The organism is Salinicola halophyticus (assembly GCF_003206695.1).
Taxonomy (GTDB): domain Bacteria; phylum Pseudomonadota; class Gammaproteobacteria; order Pseudomonadales; family Halomonadaceae; genus Salinicola; species Salinicola halophyticus.
This window is the reverse complement of sequence record NZ_PZJN01000023.1, coordinates 1-606: the sequence shown is the minus strand read 5'-3', so window position 1 is coordinate 606 and position 606 is coordinate 1. Positions and strand designations below refer to the sequence as shown.

The window sequence follows — 606 nt, the reverse complement described above, 5'->3', positions numbered from 1 at the left end:
CGCGGCCAGGCGATCGAACGCCGTGCCCGGATTGAAGCTGTAGGAGCCATCCGCGTTCAGCGCGAAGGTGCCGCCATTGGAGCCAGTGACGGCCTGCCCCACGCTACCTGTTACGCCGTTGACCGCGCTGACACTCAGCGTGCCGCCATCGACATCGCTGTCGTTGGCCAGCACACCCTGGGCAGCGTTGATATTGAGAGTAGCGTTCTCGCCCGTGCTGCCGGTATCGGCGACGGCGACCGGCGCGTCGTTGGTACCAGTCACCGTTACGGTCAGCGTCGAGGTGGCGGTGCCACCCTGGCCGTCGCTGACGGTGTAGCTGATCTGCGTCTTGTCGGTCTGACCCGCGGCCAGGCGATCAAACGCCGTGCCCGGATTGAAGCTGTAGGAGCCATCCGCGTTCAGCGTGAAGGTCCCGCCGTTGGAGCCGGTGATGGCCTGCCCCACGCTACCTGTTACGCCGTTGACCGCGCTGACGCTCAGCATGCCGCCATCGACATCGCTGTCGTTGGCCAGCACGCCCTGGACCGCGGCGACATTGAGAGTAGCGTTCTCGCCCGTGCTACCGGTATCGGCGCGGGCCACCGGCGCGTCGTTGGTGCCGGT

The 606-nt window shown here is 66.7% G+C and carries 1 protein-coding gene; it reads right to left on the bottom strand.

Annotation, left to right across the window (positions count from 1 at the left end):
• Positions 1 to 606 (bottom strand): Ig-like domain-containing protein (locus tag DOM58_RS17420; RefSeq protein WP_188113837.1); only part of this gene is annotated, 606 nt, incomplete at both ends.